Origin of the sequence: Mesorhizobium sp. M0998 (genome assembly GCF_040318885.1) — a bacterium.
Lineage (GTDB): Bacteria > Pseudomonadota > Alphaproteobacteria > Rhizobiales > Rhizobiaceae > Mesorhizobium.
Map to the genome: position 1 here is coordinate 16,820 of NZ_JAMYND010000007.1, position 18,044 is coordinate 34,863.

Sequence of the window (18,044 nt, forward strand, 5' to 3'; positions counted from 1 at the left end):
CGTTTTCCGGCGGTTCGCAAAAATGTGACCGAATGAGCCCGGGTCTCCACCGGGCTTTTCTCTTTGTCGATCGGCGATTTTCGCTTACCGTGCGGCATGTCTGGTTTTGCCCGTGCAAGACATCTCGTCTCGGGTGCCGCCGCGCTGGCGTCGGTGCTATGGCTGACTGCAAACTCCCGCGCCGCCGAGCCGGTCGACATCGAACTGGTGCTGGCAGTCGACGTTTCGCTGTCCATGTCGCCGGACGAGCTCGAAATCCAGCGTCATGGCTACGCGGCGGCGCTGACGCATGACGATGTCCTGCAGGCAATCGGCGAAGGCGCTCATGGCAAGATTGCCGTCACCTATGTCGAATGGGCTGGCGCGACCTGGCAGCAGGTCGTGGTGCCGTGGACGGTGATCGCCAATCGTGCCGACGCCGAGCGGCTGGCAGCGCAGCTTTCCGCTCATCCGCCGGCCACTGCCAGGCGCACCTCGATCTCCGGCGCGCTGGAATTCGCCAGCGATCTCTTTGCTGAAAGCGGCTTCCAGGGCGTCAAGCGGGTGATCGACATTTCGGGTGACGGCCCCAACAACCAGGGCGCACCTGTCGATATCACCCGCGACGCCGTGATCAAGCAAGGCATCACCGTCAACGGCCTGCCGCTGATGACCAGCGGCGGGTTCAGCAGCGCTTACGATGTCAACAATCTCGACCGCTACTACAGCGACTGCGTCATCGGCGGGCCGGGCTCCTTCATGATCCCGGTCAATGACTGGACGCAGTTTCCGGAGGCCATCCGCCGCAAGCTGGTGCTGGAGCTTGCCGGTCCGGCCTCGCCGCAGCGAGCGGCGGAAGAGGCGGCGCATCCGCCATTGGTGCTGGCACAGGACATCCCCGTCACCGACTGCCTGGTCGGCGAAAAAATGTGGCGCGACCGCAGCTGGATGTACGACAGCCGCTGATGGCGGAGTTTGCTGTCGATGGTGACATACCGCAGTGCAGCATCTGCTTCATTGACAAGCCTGCGGGCGTCTGTGACACAATTCCGCATCCGAACACATTAAAGGGGAACCGACATGAACAGGATCGGAATTCTTGCCGCAAGCTTGACGCTTGCCGTCGGATTGTCCGCGCCGGCGATGGCCGCCACATCGGTCAGCATCGGCATCAGTGGGTGGACCGGCTTTGCGCCGCTGACGCTCGCCAAGCAGGCCGGCATCTTCGAAAAGCACGGCCTCGACGTCACCTTGAAGAAGGTGCCGCAAGCCAGCCGGCCGCTCGCCATCGCCAGCGGCGACCTGCAATGCGCCGCCACCACGGTCGAGACCTGGCTGGTCTGGAACGCCAATGGCGTGACGACCAAGCAGATATTCCAGCTCGACAAATCCTACGGCGCCGACGGCATCGTCGCCCGCAACGACATCAAGACCGTCGCCGATCTCAAAGGTAAGTCGGTCGCGTCTTCGGCGCCGGGCACCTCGCCCTATTTCATGCTGGCCTGGGTGCTCAACAAGAACGGCATGTCGACCAAGGACGTGACGGTCGTCAACCTGGAGCCGGATGCGGCGGCGCAGGCGTTTCTCGCCGGCCAGAACGATGCGGCGGTCACCTATGAGCCGTTCATCTCGGCGGTGCGCGAAAAGTCCGACCAGGGCCACATCCTTGTCACCACTCTCGACTATCCGATGGTGCTCGATACGGTCGGCTGCACGCCGGAGTTCCTCAAGGCCAATCCGGATGCGGGCAAGGCGCTTGCCGACAGCTATTTCGAGGCACTCGACCTGATCAAGAGCGATCCGGCGAAATCCTATGAGACGATGGGTGCCGACGTGAAGCAGTCGGCCAAGGAATTCGAAGAGTCGGCCAAATACCTGAAATGGGCCGACAAGGCTGAAAACAAGCAGTTCTTCACCAAGGAATTCCAGGACTTTTCCAAGACCGCTGGCGAGCTTCTGCTGCAGATGGGTTTGATCAAGGAAGCGCCTGACGTCTCGACGTTGGCCGACACCAGCGCCGTCGCCGACTAACCGCCAGGATTGTCGCCCGGCGGCGGCGCGTGCGCCGCCGCTTTTTCATTCAGATCAGAGGACGGTCGAAGATGCCGCGCCCCTTGCATCCGGTCTCGCCGGGCATTCGAACCGTGCTCGGCATTTCGTTCTTCGTGCTGTTCGTGGCGTTCTGGGCGTGGATCACGCTTGGCGGCCACGTCAATCGCATTTTCCTTGCCGATCCGCTGTCGATGGTGAGAGACGGCTGGCGGCTGCTGGTCGAGGACCGCTTCTGGCTCGACATCCTTATCACCATCTGGCGCGTCTTCGGCGGGTTCCTGATGGCGGCCATCGTTGCCGTGCCGCTCGGCATCTTGATGGGTGCCTGGAAGCCCGTGGAGGCGTTCCTGGAGCCGTTCGTCTCCTTCGCCCGCTATCTGCCGGCATCGGCCTTCATCCCGCTGCTCATCCTGTGGGCGGGCGTTGGCGAGCTCGAAAAACTGCTGGTGATCTTCGTCGGCTCGGTGTTCCAGATCATCCTGATCATCGCGGTCAAGGTCGGCGGCACACGGCGCGACCTAGTCGAGGCGGCCTACACGCTTGGCTCGTCCGACAACGGCATCGTGCGGCGCGTGATCATGCCGGCCAATGCGCCGGAGATTGCCGAGACCCTGCGGCTGGTGCTCGGCTGGGCCTGGACCTATGTCATCGTCGCCGAGCTGATCGGCTCGTCGTCGGGCATCGGCTACATGATCATCAACAGCCAGTCGCGGCTGGCGACAGGGCAGATCATCTTCGGCATCATCGTCATCGGCCTGATCGGGCTGTTGTCCGATTTCGCCTTCAAGGCGCTCAACCGTTGGCTGTTTCCATGGAGCCTGGCGTGAGCAAGCTGCTCATCGAAGGCGTCTCGCGCACCTTCGCCGGTGTCGGCGGTGGGCAGCCGGTCAAGGCGCTGATGCCGATCGATCTGGCGGTCGCCGCCAACGACTTCATCACCATCCTGGGGCCATCCGGCTGTGGAAAGTCGACACTGCTCAGGATCGTCGCCGGCCTCGAAGCGCCGAGTGGGGGACGTGTTCTGCTCGACGGCAGGGTGGTGGACCGGCCCGGTCCAGACCGCGGCATGGTTTTCCAGTCCTATACGCTGTTTCCGTGGCTGACGGTCGCCGAGAACATCGCCTTCGGCCTGCGCGAACGTGGAATGGCCGAGCACGAGCGCAGCGAGATCGTCGCTTCTTACGTCGATCTCGTCGGGCTGAGAGGTTTTGAAAACCATTGGCCGAAGCAGCTTTCCGGCGGCATGCAGCAGCGCACCGCGATTGCCCGGGCACTGGCCAACGATCCGGAGATCCTGCTGCTCGACGAGCCGTTCGGCGCGCTTGACAACCAGACCCGCGGGCTGATGCAGGAACTGCTTCTCGGCATCTGGGAGCGCCGGCAAAAAACGGTGCTGTTCGTCACCCACGACATCGAGGAGGCGATCTTCATGGCGTCGCGCGTGGTCGTGATGACGGCACGGCCGGGCCGCATCAAATCGGACGTTGCCGTCGACCTGCCGCATCCGCGCCACTACACGCTGAAGACCAGCCCGGAATTTTCGGCGCTGAAAGCGCGGCTGACGGAAGACATCCGCGTCGAGGCTATGCGCACGGCGCAGGTATAGTCGCCGCAACCTACACTCGACCGCGACCGGAAAAGATGCTCGGTTCGCTCAACAGGCGCTTTAGGCGTGGAAGGTCGCGCGTAGGGGCGTCCATTGCCGCCATGAACGCGGCCCATTTTTCTGCATCGAGGCGGAAGCTGTGCGGGTCGGCCGGTTTTTCGGATAGGCTCGAACTCGTGGTCATGCGACATCTCTCGATGCGGAATATCACACTTCGCCGGTCCTCTGCTGATTTGCCAGATCAAGCCGCCAGAAGCTGCTTGCGGTCGACGCGTTCCTGTTGCGGCGAGCGGGCGTACAACTCGCGATAGCATTTGGAGAAATGCGAGGCGGAAACAAAGCCGCAGGCGACCGCCACTTCGACCACCGGCAACGACGACTGGATCAGCAGGTGCCGGGCGCGGTCGAGGCGGATCTCCAGATAGTAACGGGCAGGGGAGCGCCCCATCTCGGTGCGGAACAGGCGCTCAATCTGCCGGCGCGACAGGTCGACATGATCAGCGACCTCGATCAGCGAGAGCGGCTCGGAGAGATTGGCTTCCATCAGCTCGATAATCGCCAGAACCTTGGAATTCTGCACGCCAAGGCGAGCGCGCAGCGGCAGGCGCTGGCGGTCGGTCGGGCTGCGCACGCGATCAGTCAGCACCTGCTCGCAGACGCGGTTGACGAGGCTTTCATCGAAATCGTCGCCGATCAGCTTCAGCATCATATCGAGCGCGGCGGTGCCGCCGGCGCAGGTGTAGATGTTCTGGTCGATCTCGAAGAGGTCGGCGAAGACATTGGCCTTGGGGAACGCCTCGGAAAAGCCCGGCAGGTTCTCCCAATGGATGGCGCAGCGCTTGTTGGACAGCAGGCCTGCGGCGGCCAGGATATGCGCGCCAGTGCACAGGCCGCCGACGGCAACGCCGCGATTGTACTCCTCGCGCAACCAGGCAAAGGCCGATTTGTTCTGGTAGCGCTCGACATTGATGCCGCTGCAGACGATGGCCATGTTCGGCCGGTCCGGTCCGGACATTTTCTTGCGCTCTTCCTCCAGCGAGGTGTTGACGGCGCATTCGACGCCGTTCGAGGCGCGCACCGGCTTGCCGTCGATGCTGGCGAGCCGCCAGCGATAGGCTTCATAGCCGAGCATGCGGTTGGCCGAACGCAACGGATCGAGCGCCGTCGCGAAGGCGATCATGGTGAAATCGGGGACCAGGAAGAATACGAACGATCGCCGGATCGGGTGCTTTACGACGTTCACGGGTAGATACTCACGCTGCAATGGCGCGAACAGGATGTCGCGATTAGCATAGCGACATCAGGAAAGACGTTTCCTGTCAATTGGCTAGATGGCAACGGAGCAACTTTATTTGCGACACGGGTCGCAAATGGGCAATCGCTATGCGGCGAAGGACGCGACATGCCGCCCGATCGACCAAACGAGCCTACGCAGTCTGCGCACACGAAAACGCCGCCTCGGCAAAACCGAAGCGGCGCTGGATCGCCTTCGAAGCAGCGCAAGGCTGCTTCCGCCGGGATTGCCGCGTCTCAGGCGACGAAGCCGAGGCGCGCGGCAGCCATGGCACCGGTCTGGCCAGGCATGGTGTTGGCCAGGCGCTGGCGCTCGAGCGCGGTCGTCAGGTTCATTTCGCGACGGGCAAAGAGGCGGGCAAAAAGCTTCATGATCATCTCCATTCGGTTGCTCAGACGGGTCGCCTTCGCTTGATGGAGTGGGGCAGCTCGTTTGTTGATGATGATATAGGCTTACGTGAGGGGAAACTAAATCGCAAAAGCGAAGCACTTGATATGAAAAGCGACACGGAATGCGACAAATTTGGGCATTCTGCCCAGGATTTTCGATTATTTACAATGTGTTGATTGCCAGTGCGGGCTGCTATGCGACTTGCTCATATGCGGCATGCGACGGCGACATGGCTCGGGAAAATCATTGGAGTACAAACAAAAAGGCCTGCCGGGCTGATCTGCGCGGCAGGCCTTCAGCTGTTGATACACACGGTTTACTTTGCTCCAGCCCAGGATCCCACACCATGGCGAGTGCCGGCCTTGGCATCGGCAGCTTCGGGCCAGCCGATATCCTTCTGCAGTTCAATCGGCAGCGCGCGGATGGCGCGTTCCGTCTGGTAGCGGGCACGGGCCTCGCTGAACTCGGTCGCGATCCGACCGATGGATGACAGGATAGACATCTCATTCTCCTTCGCGTTGGGCCAGGTTGTCCCGGCGCTTGCAGCGTCAGGCGGTACACCGGGTTTGTTTCAGCTTCATTTCGTGTCGATTGCAGGTCCGTGTCATGGTTGTTTCGGGACCACTTCGATGCGTCCTGCCTTCGATGGAGTTGACTATCCTCCCAAACTGATGTTCAATCAAACGAAATGGAATGATGGTTTGCATCAGAAAAATTGAAGGCCGCTTACCATGAACGCCCCACTCAATCATCCGCTGCCGCTGCTCGATCTGGATGTTCTGCGCACTTTCGTCGCAATCGCCGAGACCGGCAGCTTCACCACTGCGGCCAATGCGGTCTTCCGCACGCCGTCGGCCGTCTCGATGCAGATCAAGAAGCTGGAGGACATTCTCGGCCGCTCGGTGTTCGCGCGCGACGCCCGTTCGGTGACGCTGACCACCGATGGCGAGATGCTGCTTGGCTATGCGCGCCGGCTGCTGTCGATCAATCGCGAGGTGGTGTCGAAGTTCATCATTCCAGACATTGTCGGCGTGGTGCGGCTCGGCTCGCCGGACGATTACGGCGAACGTGTGCTGCCGCATGTGCTGAAGCGGTTCGCACAATCGCATCCATCGATCGCGGTCGACGTCACCATCGACCAGAGCGTCAATCTGCGCCGGCGCATGGACGACCGGGCGCTCGACATCACGCTGCTCACCAACTCCTACAAGACCAGCGCGATCGGCGCCGAAGTGCTGCTCACCGAGCCGATCGTCTGGGCCGGTGCCAAGGGCGGTTGCGCGCATCTGCGCGAGCCGCTGCCGGTCTCATTGTGGGAAGAGGGCTGTGCCTGGCGGGCAGGGGCATTGGAGGCGCTTGGCCGCGAGGGCCGCAACTACCGTATCGCCTATATGAGCGCACACACGGCCGGCCAGCGCGCCGCGATCATGGCGGATCTTGCAGTCGCGCCGCTGCCGAAATCGTTCCTCGGCAGCGATATGGTCGAGCTGTGCCCGAAGGACGGCATGCCTGACATCGGCACCTACAATCTGGCCATGGTGGTGACGCCGGACGCCAGCGCTCCAGTGAAGGCAGTCGCCGACCATATCCGCGCGACGTTTGAGATGTTCAGGGAAACTGGGAAGTTCTGAGCCAACTACGACCTGAGCGGCGCAACCAGATCGCGAGGCGTTCCGTCGCGGTCTGCCCTTTGCAGCGACAACTCTCCTGCCTTGGCATGATAACTGTCAGTTTCGTTGGTCAAGAAGGCCACTATGCTGTCCCGCGCGCGACGCGCCTCCGGCATGTCGATCAACGGCCAGACATGGAACATGCCTTGCTCGTGGACGACCTCAATTTCGACGCCGGCCGCGCGTGCCTTTTCCGCGAAAATCAGATTGTCGGGGGTGAGCAGATCGCGTGAACCGGTCAGCAGCAGCGTTTTGGGCAGCACCGACAGGTCGCCGTAAACCGGGCTGATGCGCCAGTCGGTGGGATCGATGCCGGCGCTGTAAAGCCGGATCGCCTCGCGGCCGCCGGCAATGCCCAGCCACGGATCGTTGCGTTCGGCCTCATACATTTCTGGGTTGGCGAGCGACACGTCGAGACCGGGCGAAATCAGCACGTGGCGTGATGGCAAGGGCAGGCCGTCTTGCGCAGCCATCATGGTCAGCACGACGGCCATGTTTCCGCCGGCGGAATCGCCCATGAAGATGATATCATTCGCCCTGGTTTCGCCGAACATCTGGCGGTAGACGGCGCCGACCATGCCGAACATGGCGTGAAAATCGTGTTCGGGAGCAATGGGATAGATCGGCACGGTGATACCGAACCCGAGGCGGTCGGCCATGTCGGCGATCAGCCGCCAATGATAGGGTGTGATTTCAAAGACGTAAGCGCCGCCGTGCAGGTAGAGAATCCGCCTCCGCTCACCAGCCTGGGGAGCGATCTCGTAGACGGGAAAGCCGTTGATCGTGCGGGTTGTGATCTCCAGGCGTGACCACAGCGACGCAGGCGGCTGATGGTTTTCCGTCCTGCGCGCATAGGCGATCCAGCGCTGCAGGTTCTCGGGGCTGGAAAACGCCTTCTTGCGGCTGTACCTGAGGACGAACGACACGACGTGGCTTTTGAGACTGGGCATGCAGATACACGGACTTCGGCTGAGCCGACTAAGAGAACCCCCGACTATTTCGAAGATTGTGTCGCCACCAAAAAAGTCAAGATTGATGCAATCTCAACACGGTCGTTTGATCCCAGCTGTCGACAAAGCGTCCGGCCATGAAGTCTCTGGCCTACCGGTGCAGCTCAACGCCGCGGCAGCAACGCGGCGCGCAGCCAATTGTTGGGTGCAGCCGGAGCCGCATTGCGGCTCCGGCGAATACCGAGCAGCTTGCATTTGTCGATGAATTTCATCCGCGCTGCGTGCCCCATCCGACCGAAAGCTGCCTTTCGCTCGAACGCGGCGACACCGGCCAGCCAATGTCCTTTTGGATCTCAGGCGGCAAGCTGTTGAGGATGCGCAGCGACTTGCGCGCTTCGCGTGTTTTCTTGAAGGCCGCACCATAGCGGCCGAAGCTTTCGAACATCGACATCTTGATCTCCTTGGAGCGTTGCGGTGGCCGAAAACTGTTTCCGCCTGCCGTTCGATGCCGGTTAATGCTCCGCCTATGTATCTGGCGGATTTCACGAAAACGCGATTTCGTTTCCAGATCGGCGCGATCTGGAAACATTTGCATACAAATGAAAATGGAAGGTCTGACAGCCTGGCGGAGGCGAGTCATCCCCGCCCGCGCCGCGCGGCATGGCCTTCGCGCGAACGCCGCCGCGGGGCAGCGTCGCCGGCAATGCCGTCTTCGCTCACCGTCTTGCGCGGCGGCAGTTTCACCGCCGCCGACAGCTTGGGAAACGGGTCGATCTTGTTCGGGAGCGCCATGGCATAAACGAAATGTTCCTGGAATTTCGGCTCCAGCGCCGTCTCGATCTTCTCGATCTTGCTAACGGTTTCCTCGATCTCGCGGCGATAGCCACGGTTCAACAGCGCCATGCGGGCGCCGGCGCCGGCCGCATTGCCAACGGCCGAGACCTTGTCGAGGTCGCAATCCGGAATCAGGCCCAGCACCATTGCGTATTTCGGGTCGATGAACGAGCCGAATGCGCCGGCGAAGTGGATGCGGTCGACATGATCGGTGTGCTGTTTTTCCATCAAAAGCTTGGTGCCGGCATAAAGGGCGGCCTTGGCAAGCTGGATAGCGCGCACATCAGTCTGGGTGATGGTGATCTTGGGCTCGCCTTCCTTCAGCACATAGGAGAAGGTGCGGCCATTGGCGACGACGCGGGGCGAGTGGCCGCTCAGCGATCCATCGACGACGCCGTCCTCGGAGATGATGCCGGCGAGATACATCTCGGCGACCACCTCGATGATGCCGGAGCCGCAAATACCGGTGACGCCGGTCGCCTGCACACTGTCGAGGAAGCCCGGCTCGTCGGACCAGAGTTCCGAGCCTATGACGCGGTATTTCGGTTCCAGCGTTTCAGGATCGATGCGGACGCGCTCGATGGCACCCGGTGCGGCGCGCTGGCCACCGGAGATTTCCGCACCTTCGAAGGCCGGGCCAGTTGGCGATGAGGCCGCCACGACCCGCTGGCGATTGCCGAGCACGATCTCGGCATTGGTGCCGACATCGACGATCAGCATCATCTCGTCCTGGCGGTGCGGCCCTTCCGACAGCGTCACTGCGGCAGCGTCCGCGCCGACATGGCCGGCAATGCAAGGAAGCATATAGAGCCTGGCGCCCTGGTTGAGCTTCAAACCGATATCCGATGCCTTGATGTGCACGGCGCCGGAGACGGCTAGCGCGAAGGGGGCGCCGCCGAGCTCGGTCGGATCGATGCCGAGGAACAGATGGTGCATGATCGGATTGCCGACGAACACGGAATCCAGGATGTCGTTGCGTTGGACGTTGCCTTCGGTGCAGACCTTGTCCACAAGCCCCGAAATGGCCTCGCGCACGGCGACCGTCATGCCTTCGCGGCCGTCCGGGTTCATCATCACGTACGAGACACGGCTCATCAGATCCTCGCCGAAGCGGATCTGCGGATTGGATGTGCCCGACGAGGCGGCCACGCGGCCCGACAGCAACGACACCAGATGCATGGCGATCGTGGTCGAGCCGATATCGCAGGCAAGTCCGTACGCCTCGTTCTTGAGGCCGGGCCACAAAGCGATGACCCGTGCGGTCTCGCTGTCGGTGTCCTTGTGGATGGCGGCGGTCGCGGTCCAGTTGCCTTTGCGCAAAATGCCTTGCACCTGCGGCAACAGATGGAAATCGAAATCGAGGCTCTTGAGGCCCCAGTCCTTCATCAGCGCGATCTTCAGACGGTCGAGGTCGCCGAGCGGCTTGTGCATGTCGGGTTCTTCGATCTCGACATAGCACATGCGGATTGCCGCATCGCGGGCGATGACCCTGGTGTCGGCGTCCTTGCGAATGGTCTGCGCGTTGATGACGGTGTCCTGCGGCACGTCGACGACGAGATCGCCGAGAATCTGCGCCGAGCAGGACAGCCGGCGGCGCTCGGGCAGGCCGCGTACGCGCTCGTAGCGCTCTTCCTTAGCGCCCTTGGGCGAGAGGTGATCGTTGGAGGAAACGATCTTGTGCTTGGCGAAATTGCCTTCCTGCACCTCGATCTGGCAACGCCCGCAAGTGGCACGCCCGCCGCACACGCTCTCGACATAGACACCGAGTTGGCGCGCGGCGTCCAGAACCGGCGTGCCGACGGGAAACCGCCCGCGCTTGCCCGACGGCATGAACAGCACGAGCGGATCGGTGATGTTGACGGGAGAGTTCATACGTTCCAGACTTTACTTTCTACGCAGCTCGGGTCTTGGCTACGGCAGCGATGCCGCTATGTCTCGGTTCCTCCCCAGTCCTGGGCCCCATATCGTGTCGGCCAAGACCTGGCTCAACCCCGGGCCATACGCGCTTCGCGGCCGCCGCGCCTGCGTCCGCCATTGCCATTGCCATCGCCCGGCGCGTTGACCTGCGTCCGGGCGGCAACGGCCTGGCCGCCTTCAGCAGGCTTGTAGTCCTTGTAGGTCCTGATCCAGTTGGTGCAGTTCTCGTCGGTGCCGTTCAGCACGTTGGCGCCACGCACCGCTTCCATTTCCTGCGGCCGCACCGGGTTCATGATCGCCGATGTCATGCCGGCGCCGATCACCATCGGGATGAAGGCGGCGTTGATGCCATGACGGTGCGGCAGGCCGAACGAGATGTTGGAGAGGCCGCAGGTGGTGTTGACCTTGAGCTCCTCGCGCAGCCGGCGTAGCAGGGCAAATACCTGGCGGCCGGCATCGCCCAGCGCGCCGATCGGCATGACCAGCGGGTCGACGACCACATCATGCGCCGGAATGCCGAAGTCGGCACAGCGCTGAACGATCTTCTTGGCGACGGCGAAGCGCACATCGGGATCCATCGAAATACCGGTCTCGTCGTTGGAAATGGCGACGACAGGAACGTTGTATTTCTTGATCAACGGCAGGATGGCTTCGAGCTTTTCCTCCTCGCCGGTGACGGAATTGACCAGCGGCCGGCCTTTGGCGACCTTCAGCGCCGCTTCGATTGCCGCAGTCACGGAGGAGTCGATCGACAACGGCAGGTCGACCAGGCCTTGCACGATCTCCAGCGTCTGCACCAGCAGCGCCGGCTCGGTGGCGTTGGGATCGACTGCAGTGACGCCGGCATTGACGTCGAGCATGGTCGCCCCACAGGCGGCCTGTTCCAGCGCATCCTTGATGACGGTCTCAAAATTGCCGGCGATCATTTCGGCGGCCAGCTTTTTGCGGCCGGTCGGATTGATGCGCTCGCCGATCACGCAGAAGGGCTGATCGAAGCCGATGATGATTTCTCGTGTCGCCGAGGCGACGATGGTGCGGGTCATGAAATCTCTCCATCGTGATATAAAGAGTTCTTTATATCGTTATCTGTTTCTGATCAAGCGAATGCTGACGATTCGCGCTGTCAATGCGCGGTCTTGACCATGTCGACCTGGGTTTCGGTGAGGTCGTCATGCAGTATGTGGTCGAGCCGGTCGGCAACGAGCTGGTCGTCGCGGCGGATTTCGCGTTTCCACGGCCGGCGACCCTTCAGCACGCCAGATTCGTCGACGATCTCAGCGACGTATTCTTCCTGGCGATAGGCCATCACATGGACGCCGGACACACCGGGAATTTCCTTCACCTCATTGATGATGTCGATGCAGAGCTGCTTGCCTTCCTTCTTCTGATCCTGAGCGCCTTCCAGGCGCTTGACGATCTGATCGGGAATGTGAATGCCAGGTACGTTGGAGCGGATCCATTTGGCCGTCTTGGCCGAGGCCAGCGGCCCGACGCCGCACAGGATGAAACATTTCTCGGTATAGCCGAGATCGCGGACCTTCTGCATGTAGGTGCGGAACATCGGTACGTCGAAGCAGTACTGGCTCTGCACGAACTGTGCCCCGGCGGCGATCTTCTTGCCCAGCCGATAGGGCCGGAAATCGATCGGCGGCGCAAACGGGTTGATCGCCGCGCCAAGGAAAAGCTGCGGCGGGGTCGTGAGTTTGCGGCCGGACAGGAATTTGCCGTTATCGCGCATAACGCGGCAGGTTTCGAGCAGCGACATGCAGTCGAGATCGAACACCGGCTTGGCGCCGGGCTGGTCGCCGGCTTGCACGCCGTCGCCGGTCAGGCACAGCATGTTGGCGACGCCCATCGCAGCACCCCCAAGCACGTCGCCCTGGATGGCGATGCGGTTCCGGTCGCGGCAGGCGATCTGCATGATCGGGGCATAGCCCATGCGGGTCAGCAGCGCGCAGATGCCGACCGACGACATGTGGCAGTTGGCGCCGGAAGCGTCGACGGCATTGATGGCGTCGACCCAGCCGTCGAAAATCCTGGCGCGGTTGTAGACGTCTTCCGGATCGGCGCTGTCGGGCGGATTGAGCTCGGTCGTCACTGCGAACTCGCCGCGCCTGAGGACGCGTTCCAGCCGGCCACGCGAGGTGTGGCCGGGCAGGGGATCGAGCGGCAAATGGATGCCGGTCGGATTCTCGTCTGGCTGACGGCCGATCATGCCGATGCTCCGGTCTTCGTAGTATTCCGGGCCGCATTGCGGGCGGCCGCGGCCTGCGCGGTGACCCGCAGCCAGGCGGAAGTTTCGCGCAAGGACTGATCCACCGGCTTCTGCACTTCCAAAATCTTGTCGCCATGCACCATGTTCCGCGAGCCTTCCCAGGCTTTGACCCAGACGCAAGGCATGTCAGGCTCGACCTCGCAATTGCCGTTGGCGCGGACACCGCCGCAAGGGCCGTTGCGCAATTGCTTGGGGCAGTTCATTGGGCACGACATGCCGGTCGAGGAAAGGATGCACTGGCCGCACATGCGGCAGTCGAACATGAATCCCTTGACGCGCTTTTCGACGAATTTCACAGGCCCTTCGACACGGCTGTAGCCGATGCCCTTCCACAGCGGATGGAGGAGCAGGAACATGTCGGCGAATTTGCCGTAGAACCATTCGAGCAGCCGCGAATGCCGCACAGACCAAAGCCGCACCGCGAAAGAGCGCTGCACACGCCGCTGCGGCGACACGTCGGCCGGCTTGTAGTCGGATTTCGGCGCCGCCTTCTTGACGATGGTCGCCTGGGTCACGCCGGCTTGAGCCGTCGTCGCCGGCATTGATTGGGGATCAGACATTCTCTTTGCCCCCCGCCTTGACCAGAGCGACCAGCCGCTCACGGTCGTATTTCGCATCAAGTTCCTGAAGAGCCTTCTCGGCCTCGGCTTCAAGATCGTCACTGACCGGAATGGGTTCTGCCTTGCGCCATTCGGCAAGATAGTCGTCGGTACCGCCGGCGCCGGTGCGCATGGCGCACATGTCGATCGCCTCGGTGAAGCGCAGCGGCAGTTCGCGCTTGGCGTTCTGCCGGCCCTTTTTGACGATGACCTGGGCGGGGATGTCGCGCCAGTAGACAACGATCAGATCGGCCATAATTTCCTGCTCCTGCAGAGCGCCGTGCGTCCAATCGGACGCACAAACGATGCTCTACCATTTAACTCCGCTGCATCGTGCTCTCCGAAGATCGATTCCGATCTTTTGGCCAATGCAGTGGTTTCGAGCATTGCCGGAAGCGCTGTTGGGCTGCTTGTTATGGGACGACGCGGGCGCCTTCAAAAGCGACGCAATCGACGAGCGCCGACGAAAGCGATGTCTGTTCCAGCGCAGGTCAGCCGGCGCGGCCATCGTAGCTGCCGACCAGCTTCCTGTGGAAGCGCACGTAACCTCGTTCGGTCGTGCGTAAATGCTCCGCGACGATGTCATGGAAGCGCGGCAGGCGGTGGAAGGGAACGGCCGGATAGGAATGGTGCTCGGAATGGTACGGCATGTTCCAAGCCACGAAGCGCACCAGCCTTGTGGTGAAGGTGGTGCGGGTGTTCTCGAGCATGTTGGCGACATGCGGGCACAACGCGTGCTCGGCCAGCAGGTAGGCACGCAAAAACGGCTGTCCGACCAGCACCGGCACGATCCAGACCCACAACAGCAGCGCCGACTGCGCGGCGAGCGATGCGGCCAGCAATGCCGCATAGCCGATCAGGAACAGCCGTGCTTCGGCAACCACCTTGCCGCGGCCCTTTTCCGGCACAAAGCCGTCGCGGTTGCGGCCCGCCGCATTGGTTGCGATCACACGGCCCATGGCGATCCAATAGGGGCCGCCTGACAGATAGCGCAGATATTGGCTGATGGTCTCCGGCTTCGGGGCCATCAGTTCGGGGTCGTTGTCCGGGTCGTGCGTATGGCGGTGATGGGCGAAATGGAAATAGCGGAACCATGCCGGCGGCAGCAGGATAAGGAAGCCGGCCACGGCGGCGATGGTGCGATTGAGCCGCGCCGTTCTGAACGCAGTTTCATGGATGGTCTCGTGCAACGGCGTGAAGAAGAAGACGATCAGGATTCCCTGCGGCAAGACGAGCGCGGGCCAGAACGGGATGCGAGCGGCGATCAGCGCGCCTAGCAGGATAACCAGCCCGGCATGGACCGCCAGCCGGACAATGCCTGGCCGGTCAACCCTGGCGGTGAGGTCGCGACGGTCCTCGACCGAAAGGCCGGCAATGATGGTGCGGTGGTCGATGTCGCTCATGATGCAATGTTAGTGGCGGGTGGCTGTCCGGTAAATCGGCGCGTCACCAGACGCCGTTCCTTATCCCCGTCCAGAGATAAAACCATATCGTCGGATGATACCATTGTGTCGAAGGTAGGCCGGGATCCACCGTGCCGAGCTTGCCGGCCAGCGCATCCCTGACCGCTTCGACGCAGATGTCGCGCGAGAAGGCCGCCTGCCGCAACGCGTAGCTCGAAACTGTGTCGCCGGGCTGCGGTTTGCCACGCGTCTGCCGCAGCACGCCGCCAGTGTCGACGCCGGCGTCGACCAGATGCACGGTGGTGCCGAAGTTCTCCGCATCGCCTGAAGCCAGCGCCCAGTAACCGCCGTTCATGCCACGATATTTCGGGGCGATGCCGGCATGGTAGTTGAGGACCGGGCAAGGGATTTTCGCCAGCGTCTGCCGCGACAGCAAGCGGCAGCCGGCGAGCAGCACCACACCCGGCTGGATTTCCGCAATCGCCTGCAGGCACTCCGGCGCGTTGGCCGACGAGACATAAATGATCTTGTGCCTAGGCTTCGGTTCGGTTTGCAGCTTCTGCCCGGCGGCAAGCCGTGCTGCGTGGCCGGCGAAGAAGCGCTTGCCGAGGCGCGTCAGCACCATCGTGCCGACTTGACCGATGGCCGAGGTCCAGCCTTGCCGCCGCGCCCGCGCGAGGAGCAATTGCTTTTTGGATTCAGGAGCTTCGAGGATGACGCTGACCGGGCCGAGTTGATCGGCGAGGGCGTTGACGATCGCCCAGATATGCGGGCCGCCTTCGGTGACGACGACGATCGGCCGTTGGTTTGTTTTCGACAGTGCCATGCTCTGCGACTCCCCGCAAAGAACCTGTTCTTTGCGCGCGAATGCTAGGCTGACCGGGTTAACCCCTGGTGATCGGGCTCAGCGCTTGAATTCGAGGATATCGAGCTTCGATTCGTAATAGGGCGCCGGGAACTCGATGCGCCATTCACTGGCGCTGTTGCGGAAGGCATAGCCGACCTGATCGCTTTCCGGGCCGCTGCCGTAGGGCTTTGCCGGATCGTCGTTGACGTGGAAGGAACCGAGATAGATCGCGCGTTTCTCGCCATCGTCGAAGAAGCGGCCCTTGGTGCGTTGCGAGCCGGTGATCTTTTCCAGTCTCCAGCCAGAACCGTCGTCGCTCACCTCGCATTTGAACCAGCCATAGATGACGAGCGGGCTCAATCCGCCGGCCTTGATGGTGCGGCATTGCCATTTGCCGGTCAGGTCCCTGTCAGAGAAGGGAACCAGCGGCTTTGCCAGCAAAGCGTCGAGCTGCTTGACCTCGGCGGGATCGCCGGCCTTCGCCTCGTCAAGCGCTGCCTTGCGCGTCTCGCCATATTTGTTGAGCCGCGCCTTGTCGGCAGCCGTTATCAGCGTCTGCACCTCGCCATCGGCGAACGCGGGCATGGTCAAGCAGAGGACAGTTGCTGCGGCAAACATGAGGCGAGCGATCATCGGTGGCGTTTCCTTTTTGATGGCTGGAGCAGGCTGTTTTCTTGTCTGGCGCATACCTTAATGTTTCGCCGCGTTCTGTCATCCGTGCCTGAGCATCGACAGCAGAAACGAGGTGGAAAGAATGCGGATCTTGCTGACGGGATCGTCCGGTTGGCTGGGCAGCGCCTTGGCGCCGCGCCTGCGGGCTCTTGGCCATGACGTCACCGGCCTCGATCCCGTTCCGTCTTCGGAAACGCCGATCGTCGGCTCAGTGGCCGATCGCGACCTGGTCATGAGGGCGGTCGAGGGGAACCGCGTCGAGGCCATCATCCATAGCGGCGCGCTGCACAAGCCTGACATCGAACGTTATCGCAACGAGGATTTCGTCGAGACGAATGTGCGCGGCACGCTCAACCTGCTCGACGCGGCGGCAGCATTCGGCGTTCAGCGTTTCGTGTTCACGTCGACGACGTCGCTGATGATTTCCCAAACCATTCGCGCCGGCTTCACCGGCGGGACGCGCAAGGCGGCATGGCTGACGGAAGACATGTCGCCTGAACCGCGCAACATCTACGGCGTCACCAAGCTTTCAGCCGAACAGCTCTGCCGGCTCTATCATTTGCAGTTCGGCCTGCCGGTGATCGTGTTGCGCACCGCCCGGTTTTTTCCCGAGGCGGACGACATGGCGCACGTGATCGAACAGTCGGATGCCAACACCAAGGCCAATGAGCTGTTGTTCCGCCGGCTGACGGTGGAGGACGCAGCCGACGCCCACATCGCTGCCCTGGAGAAAGCGCCGCAATTGGGCTTCGACACTTTCATCATCTCGGCACCGACGCCTTTCCAGCCCGAAGATTGCGCGGCCTTGATCGCCGACGCGCCGTCGGTCGTGGCGCGCTATTTTCCGGATTATCCGGCGCTCTACGCGAAGAAAGGCTGGACGATGTTTTCGTCGATCGACCGGGTCTATGATGCGTCGCGGGCGCAGGAAGCGGCTGGGTTTCATCTGCAAGACGAGCTTTGCCGATGTGCTCGCCCGGCTTGTGGCGGAATAAGAGCGCGGGTATTCGTCAGGAATGCGCGTCACTGGGAGAGGTAGTTGGGAGTAACAATCTACTTTGAAGGACAGTTACGGGGTCACGAGCAATATGCTGCTTTGCTGCACGAAGCCAAGGCGTTCGCCATTGCGCGAGACTGGCCGGTGCGCGAGATCGATGAGCGCGAGAAGACGCTCAATCGAGTCATTGATGAACGAAACGTGGACTATATTGGCCCTGTGTTTGGAATAGAGCTTCAACCGCATCCCAATTCGGAACCGCTGCGGCTTGAGTTCGACAAGCACCTCTTCGTTCAACAACACTGTAAAACTCAGTTTTCAGGTGCAGGCGCTCATATCGAGATCATCAGCTTTCTTCGCGAAATTACTCGCTTGTTCTCCAGTCTCAATGTCGTCGATGAAGGGGCGTATTGGGAGCTAAGTGATCCGTCAATTCTGCAAAGTAATTTTGACAATGTCGATGCAATGCTTGCCGAAATATTGCTTAAAGATCCAACCGCGCGGGGACCGATCCGCCTTGAAACCGGGCGCATTATCGATGTCATATCGGATCGGTGAA

Annotated in this window: 21 protein-coding genes; 7 read left to right on the forward strand and 14 right to left on the reverse strand. The window is 61.8% G+C overall.

The genetic code is table 11. The features are described from left to right. The first annotated feature begins 96 nt into the window (after positions 1 to 96). The 4 genes from NKH59_RS08805 to NKH59_RS08820 all read left to right on the forward strand — a co-directional run bounded on the left by NKH59_RS08805 (position 97) and on the right by NKH59_RS08820 (position 3,637). Positions 97 to 945: a DUF1194 domain-containing protein gene (locus tag NKH59_RS08805; protein WP_352539652.1), complete on the forward strand. Its 849-nt coding sequence runs from the start codon at positions 97 to 99 to the stop codon at positions 943 to 945. A gap of 114 nt (positions 946 to 1,059) precedes the next feature. Then, the gene (locus NKH59_RS08810) at positions 1,060 to 2,010 is read left to right on the forward strand and encodes an ABC transporter substrate-binding protein (protein WP_352452114.1); all 951 of its coding nucleotides are present in this window, start codon (positions 1,060 to 1,062) and stop codon (positions 2,008 to 2,010) included. A gap of 71 nt (positions 2,011 to 2,081) precedes the next feature. Then, the gene (locus NKH59_RS08815; protein ID WP_352539653.1) at positions 2,082 to 2,858 is read left to right on the forward strand and encodes an ABC transporter permease; all 777 of its coding nucleotides are present in this window, start codon (positions 2,082 to 2,084) and stop codon (positions 2,856 to 2,858) included. Then, positions 2,855 to 3,637, forward strand: coding sequence for an ABC transporter ATP-binding protein (locus NKH59_RS08820; RefSeq protein ID WP_352500960.1), 783 nt, complete (start codon positions 2,855 to 2,857; stop codon positions 3,635 to 3,637). Before NKH59_RS08815 ends, NKH59_RS08820 begins: the two co-directional genes overlap by 4 nt. Before the next feature lie 10 nt (positions 3,638 to 3,647). Here NKH59_RS08820 and NKH59_RS08825 read toward each other — a convergent pair whose 3' ends face one another. From NKH59_RS08825 to NKH59_RS08840, 4 genes are all read right to left on the reverse strand, one after another. Beyond that, a complete protein-coding gene (locus NKH59_RS08825) occupies positions 3,648 to 3,821 on the reverse strand; it encodes a type II toxin -antitoxin system TacA 1-like antitoxin (protein WP_352470283.1) in 174 nt (57 codons plus the stop codon). Between the two features lie 57 nt (positions 3,822 to 3,878). Further along, a complete protein-coding gene (locus NKH59_RS08830; protein WP_352501106.1) occupies positions 3,879 to 4,817 on the reverse strand; it encodes a GlxA family transcriptional regulator in 939 nt (312 codons plus the stop codon). Between the two features lie 350 nt (positions 4,818 to 5,167). Beyond that, positions 5,168 to 5,302, reverse strand: coding sequence for a hypothetical protein (locus NKH59_RS08835; protein ID WP_013894968.1), 135 nt, complete (start codon positions 5,300 to 5,302; stop codon positions 5,168 to 5,170). 335 nt (positions 5,303 to 5,637) lie between these two features. Further along, a complete protein-coding gene (locus NKH59_RS08840) occupies positions 5,638 to 5,823 on the reverse strand; it encodes a hypothetical protein (protein ID WP_352452109.1) in 186 nt (61 codons plus the stop codon). A 229-nt stretch (positions 5,824 to 6,052) separates the two neighbouring features. Here NKH59_RS08840 and NKH59_RS08845 point away from each other — a divergent pair, with 229 nt between their 5' ends. Next, the gene (locus NKH59_RS08845) at positions 6,053 to 6,952 is read left to right on the forward strand and encodes a LysR substrate-binding domain-containing protein (RefSeq protein WP_023676521.1); all 900 of its coding nucleotides are present in this window, start codon (positions 6,053 to 6,055) and stop codon (positions 6,950 to 6,952) included. 5 nt (positions 6,953 to 6,957) lie between these two features. Here the strand turns inward: NKH59_RS08845 and NKH59_RS08850 are convergent, their stop codons facing one another. The 10 genes from NKH59_RS08850 to NKH59_RS08895 form a co-directional block, all read right to left on the reverse strand. Beyond that, the gene (locus tag NKH59_RS08850) at positions 6,958 to 7,941 is read right to left on the reverse strand and encodes an alpha/beta hydrolase (protein ID WP_352539654.1); all 984 of its coding nucleotides are present in this window, start codon (positions 7,939 to 7,941) and stop codon (positions 6,958 to 6,960) included. A gap of 268 nt (positions 7,942 to 8,209) precedes the next feature. Continuing rightward, the gene (locus NKH59_RS08855; RefSeq protein WP_352470285.1) at positions 8,210 to 8,392 is read right to left on the reverse strand and encodes a hypothetical protein; all 183 of its coding nucleotides are present in this window, start codon (positions 8,390 to 8,392) and stop codon (positions 8,210 to 8,212) included. Between the two features lie 185 nt (positions 8,393 to 8,577). Continuing rightward, positions 8,578 to 10,647, reverse strand: coding sequence for an ASKHA domain-containing protein (locus tag NKH59_RS08860; RefSeq protein ID WP_023676517.1), 2,070 nt, complete (start codon positions 10,645 to 10,647; stop codon positions 8,578 to 8,580). A 113-nt stretch (positions 10,648 to 10,760) separates the two neighbouring features. After that, entirely contained in the window at positions 10,761 to 11,735 is a 975-nt protein-coding gene (locus tag NKH59_RS08865) for a methyltetrahydrofolate cobalamin methyltransferase (RefSeq protein WP_023676516.1), read from the reverse strand. Positions 11,736 to 11,815: 80 nt separating this feature from the next. Beyond that, on the reverse strand, positions 11,816 to 12,907 hold the full coding sequence (locus NKH59_RS08870) for a methylenetetrahydrofolate reductase (RefSeq protein ID WP_353021561.1): 1,092 nt from the start codon (positions 12,905 to 12,907) through the stop codon (positions 11,816 to 11,818). Next, positions 12,904 to 13,527: a methylenetetrahydrofolate reductase C-terminal domain-containing protein gene (locus tag NKH59_RS08875; RefSeq protein ID WP_352454616.1), complete on the reverse strand. Its 624-nt coding sequence runs from the start codon at positions 13,525 to 13,527 to the stop codon at positions 12,904 to 12,906. The genes NKH59_RS08870 and NKH59_RS08875 overlap by 4 nt, the downstream gene beginning before the upstream one ends. Next, positions 13,520 to 13,822 carry a virulence factor gene (locus NKH59_RS08880; protein ID WP_352539655.1) on the reverse strand — a complete coding sequence of 101 codons (303 nt, stop codon included), beginning with the start codon at positions 13,820 to 13,822 and terminating at the stop codon, positions 13,520 to 13,522. Before NKH59_RS08880 ends, NKH59_RS08875 begins: the two co-directional genes overlap by 8 nt. Positions 13,823 to 14,057: 235 nt before the next feature. Continuing rightward, positions 14,058 to 14,969: a fatty acid desaturase gene (locus tag NKH59_RS08885; RefSeq protein ID WP_352539656.1), complete on the reverse strand. Its 912-nt coding sequence runs from the start codon at positions 14,967 to 14,969 to the stop codon at positions 14,058 to 14,060. A gap of 43 nt (positions 14,970 to 15,012) precedes the next feature. Then, complete coding sequence (locus tag NKH59_RS08890) at positions 15,013 to 15,795, reverse strand: formyl transferase (protein WP_353021564.1); 783 nt, start codon at positions 15,793 to 15,795, stop codon at positions 15,013 to 15,015. 78 nt (positions 15,796 to 15,873) lie between these two features. Continuing rightward, positions 15,874 to 16,449 carry a DUF4893 domain-containing protein gene (locus tag NKH59_RS08895; protein ID WP_352470292.1) on the reverse strand — a complete coding sequence of 192 codons (576 nt, stop codon included), beginning with the start codon at positions 16,447 to 16,449 and terminating at the stop codon, positions 15,874 to 15,876. A 121-nt stretch (positions 16,450 to 16,570) separates the two neighbouring features. Here NKH59_RS08895 and NKH59_RS08900 point away from each other — a divergent pair, with 121 nt between their 5' ends. Then, positions 16,571 to 17,527 carry an NAD-dependent epimerase/dehydratase family protein gene (locus tag NKH59_RS08900; RefSeq protein ID WP_352539658.1) on the forward strand — a complete coding sequence of 319 codons (957 nt, stop codon included), beginning with the start codon at positions 16,571 to 16,573 and terminating at the stop codon, positions 17,525 to 17,527. Next, positions 17,528 to 18,043, forward strand: a complete 516-nt coding sequence (locus NKH59_RS08905) for a hypothetical protein (protein ID WP_352539659.1) — start codon at positions 17,528 to 17,530, stop codon at positions 18,041 to 18,043. It abuts the gene before it with no gap. Position 18,044: the final 1 nt, after the last annotated feature.

What these genes read in the sequence shown, in the direction of transcription:
- NKH59_RS08805 (WP_352539652.1), top strand. Translation starts at nt 97, where the DNA reads ATGTCTGGTTTTGCCCGTGCAAGACATCTCGTCTCGGGTGCCGCCGCG.
- NKH59_RS08810 (WP_352452114.1), top strand. Translation starts at nt 1,060, where the DNA reads ATGAACAGGATCGGAATTCTTGCCGCAAGCTTGACGCTTGCCGTCGGA.
- NKH59_RS08815 (WP_352539653.1), top strand. Translation starts at nt 2,082, where the DNA reads ATGCCGCGCCCCTTGCATCCGGTCTCGCCGGGCATTCGAACCGTGCTC.
- NKH59_RS08825 (WP_352470283.1), bottom strand. Translation starts at nt 3,821, where the DNA reads ATGACCACGAGTTCGAGCCTATCCGAAAAACCGGCCGACCCGCACAGC.
- NKH59_RS08830 (WP_352501106.1), bottom strand. Translation starts at nt 4,817, where the DNA reads ATGATCGCCTTCGCGACGGCGCTCGATCCGTTGCGTTCGGCCAACCGC.
- NKH59_RS08835 (WP_013894968.1), bottom strand. Translation starts at nt 5,302, where the DNA reads ATGAAGCTTTTTGCCCGCCTCTTTGCCCGTCGCGAAATGAACCTGACG.
- NKH59_RS08840 (WP_352452109.1), bottom strand. Translation starts at nt 5,823, where the DNA reads ATGTCTATCCTGTCATCCATCGGTCGGATCGCGACCGAGTTCAGCGAG.
- NKH59_RS08845 (WP_023676521.1), top strand. Translation starts at nt 6,053, where the DNA reads ATGAACGCCCCACTCAATCATCCGCTGCCGCTGCTCGATCTGGATGTT.
- NKH59_RS08850 (WP_352539654.1), bottom strand. Translation starts at nt 7,941, where the DNA reads ATGCCCAGTCTCAAAAGCCACGTCGTGTCGTTCGTCCTCAGGTACAGC.
- NKH59_RS08855 (WP_352470285.1), bottom strand. Translation starts at nt 8,392, where the DNA reads ATGTCGATGTTCGAAAGCTTCGGCCGCTATGGTGCGGCCTTCAAGAAA.
- NKH59_RS08860 (WP_023676517.1), bottom strand. Translation starts at nt 10,647, where the DNA reads ATGAACTCTCCCGTCAACATCACCGATCCGCTCGTGCTGTTCATGCCG.
- NKH59_RS08865 (WP_023676516.1), bottom strand. Translation starts at nt 11,735, where the DNA reads ATGACCCGCACCATCGTCGCCTCGGCGACACGAGAAATCATCATCGGC.
- NKH59_RS08870 (WP_353021561.1), bottom strand. Translation starts at nt 12,907, where the DNA reads ATGATCGGCCGTCAGCCAGACGAGAATCCGACCGGCATCCATTTGCCG.
- NKH59_RS08875 (WP_352454616.1), bottom strand. Translation starts at nt 13,527, where the DNA reads ATGTCTGATCCCCAATCAATGCCGGCGACGACGGCTCAAGCCGGCGTG.
- NKH59_RS08880 (WP_352539655.1), bottom strand. Translation starts at nt 13,822, where the DNA reads ATGGCCGATCTGATCGTTGTCTACTGGCGCGACATCCCCGCCCAGGTC.
- NKH59_RS08885 (WP_352539656.1), bottom strand. Translation starts at nt 14,969, where the DNA reads ATGAGCGACATCGACCACCGCACCATCATTGCCGGCCTTTCGGTCGAG.
- NKH59_RS08890 (WP_353021564.1), bottom strand. Translation starts at nt 15,795, where the DNA reads ATGGCACTGTCGAAAACAAACCAACGGCCGATCGTCGTCGTCACCGAA.
- NKH59_RS08895 (WP_352470292.1), bottom strand. Translation starts at nt 16,449, where the DNA reads ATGATCGCTCGCCTCATGTTTGCCGCAGCAACTGTCCTCTGCTTGACC.
- NKH59_RS08900 (WP_352539658.1), top strand. Translation starts at nt 16,571, where the DNA reads ATGCGGATCTTGCTGACGGGATCGTCCGGTTGGCTGGGCAGCGCCTTG.